We start from the raw sequence: 1,115 nt of genomic DNA, 5'->3' as shown, positions 1-1,115 counted from the left end.
GAGCACGGATGTCGGCGAAGAGGGAGTCGGTCCGGTACACCTGCGGGGTGGGCTCGTCCGGGTGCAGCTTCTTGACGTGGTGCACGTACCCGCCGAGGACGCGCTGTTCCAGGGCCTTCGCGCCGAGCATGTGGTACGGCACGAGCAGGAACTTCTTGCCGTCGGTGCTCAGCCACTCGTGCTTGGTCAGCACAGGGTCGAACTCGGTACGGGCACGGGCCGCGGGGTCGCCGCTGAGCAGCGCGTACAGCACGGCCATGAAGTGCGACTTACCGGAACCGAAGGAGCCGTGGAGGTACGCCGCCTTGGAGCGGTGCCCGTCGAGCGAGGCCTTGATGAGGGCCAGCGCCTCGTCGAAGTTCTCCTGCAGCCGCTCGGTGACGACGTAGTCCTTGAGCGCGTGCCGGGTGCCCTCGGGTGTCGTCGCCTCGGCGAGGGACAGCACGAAGTCCGAGGTGGAGATGGACTCCTTGATGTCGATGACATCGCGGAGGAGGGGCTGCTGGGCCATTGCGGGGTCTCGCTCTCCCTGACGGTGGTCGATCCTGCTGCTCGCACCCGGACGCGCGGAGTCCGCCGCCGGGGCCCGATGGCGGTCCGGCTCGTCCTGAACGTCACCCGTACGGCCTGCGCACAGCACCCTACCTCCGTCCTCCTGTCGGGCACCTGCCGTATCCCCTCGCGCACCGTCCGTGCGGGCCGTCCCCAGCCCGTCGCAACCACTACGGCGTTCGTCGACCCGACCGGTAGGCGTCCAGCAGCTGCCGGCTCGCGACCGTGAAGGGATGCTCAAGGCCCAGGCCGCGCTCCCGCCGCTCGACGACGTCGGTCATCAGTGCGACCGCCTCGTCCACGTGCTCGAGTGCGACCCGGGTCCGGGAGAGGAGTTGCCGGGCGGCGAGCACGACGGGGTAGTCGGGCCCGAAGCGTCGTACGTATGTCTCGGCGACCTGCCGGATCTCACGGTCGGACTCGTCGAAGCGGCCCAGGAGATACAGCGCCCACGCGTGGTTGTGCCGGGCGCCCAGCGTGACGGTGTGGTCGGGGCCGAGGGCGCGCTCGCACTCCGACGGCAGTGTGAGCAGGGCGCCGCCTTCTTCGGTGACCACCTCAGC

Annotated in this window: 2 protein-coding genes; both read right to left on the bottom strand. The window is 69.8% G+C overall.

The features are described 5' to 3' along the window. Nucleotides 1–511: DUF6079 family protein (locus ACFU7D_RS29785; protein ID WP_378874163.1), on the bottom strand; the 511-nt coding region annotated here is incomplete at its 3' end. A gap of 211 nt (nucleotides 512–722) precedes the next feature. Then, nucleotides 723–1,115, bottom strand: a 393-nt coding sequence (locus tag ACFU7D_RS29780; protein ID WP_378874161.1) for a tetratricopeptide repeat protein, incomplete at its 5' end; no start/stop codon positions are given.

This window comes from Nocardioides sp. NPDC057577, from assembly GCF_042801335.1.
GTDB lineage: Bacteria > Actinomycetota > Actinomycetes > Propionibacteriales > Nocardioidaceae > Nocardioides.
This window is presented reverse-complemented; position numbering and strand designations above follow the sequence as displayed.